The following is an 817-nucleotide window of genomic DNA, read 5'->3' on the forward strand; positions in this document are numbered from 1 at the left end:
ATATTTTTATTTATACATATTTTCATAATACTTTTTATAATCACCTGAAGTTACATTATTCATCCATTCTTTATTATCTAAATACCATTTAATTGTTTTTACTATTCCAACTTCAAATGTAGTCTCAGGATACCATCCTAATTCTTCTTTAATTTTTGTAGGGTCTATTCCGTATCTTCTATCATGACCTTTTCTATCTTCAACAAACTTCTTTAAGCTTTCAGTTACATTACTATCTACATTTTCATTAATGTATTTAATAACTGTATCTACTATTTGAAGATTAGTTCTTTCATTATGTCCACCAACATTATAAATTTCACCAAGTCTTCCATTGTTAATAACCATATCTATAGCCTTTGCATGATCTTCTACATATAACCAATCTCTTATATTTAATCCATCACCATATATAGGTAAATCCTTTAATTGAAGACAGTTATTAATTAAAAGTGGTATTAACTTTTCTGGAAATTGGAATGGTCCATAGTTGTTAGAACATCTTGTTATGTTAATTGGCATCTTATAAGTATCTCCATATGCCTTAACCATCATATCTGATCCAGCCTTGCTTGCTGAATATGGGCTATGTGGATCTAATGGAGTAGTTTCCATAAAGTATCCTGTTTCTCCTAGTGAACCATATACTTCATCTGTTGAAACATGTAAGAATTTAACTCCTTCTTTCCATCCATCTTCTGTTTCCCATGCATTTTTGGCACAGTTTAATAAATTAACTGTTCCTAAAACATTTGTTTTTGCAAATACTTCTGGTTCTCTTATACTTCTATCAACATGAGATTCAGCTGCAAAGTGA

1 protein-coding gene is annotated in these 817 nt (G+C 29.7%); it reads right to left on the reverse strand.

Features of this window, described 5'->3' with window-relative positions:
* Nucleotides 1–6 precede the first annotated feature (6 nt).
* Nucleotides 7–817, reverse strand: an 811-nt coding sequence (rfbB, locus tag ACQRD5_RS17140; RefSeq protein ID WP_427747113.1) for a dTDP-glucose 4,6-dehydratase, incomplete at its 5' end; no start/stop codon positions are given.

The sequence above is a fragment of the Clostridium sp. SGI.024 genome (assembly GCF_050315195.1).
Taxonomy (GTDB): Bacteria; Bacillota; Clostridia; order Clostridiales; family Clostridiaceae; genus Clostridium.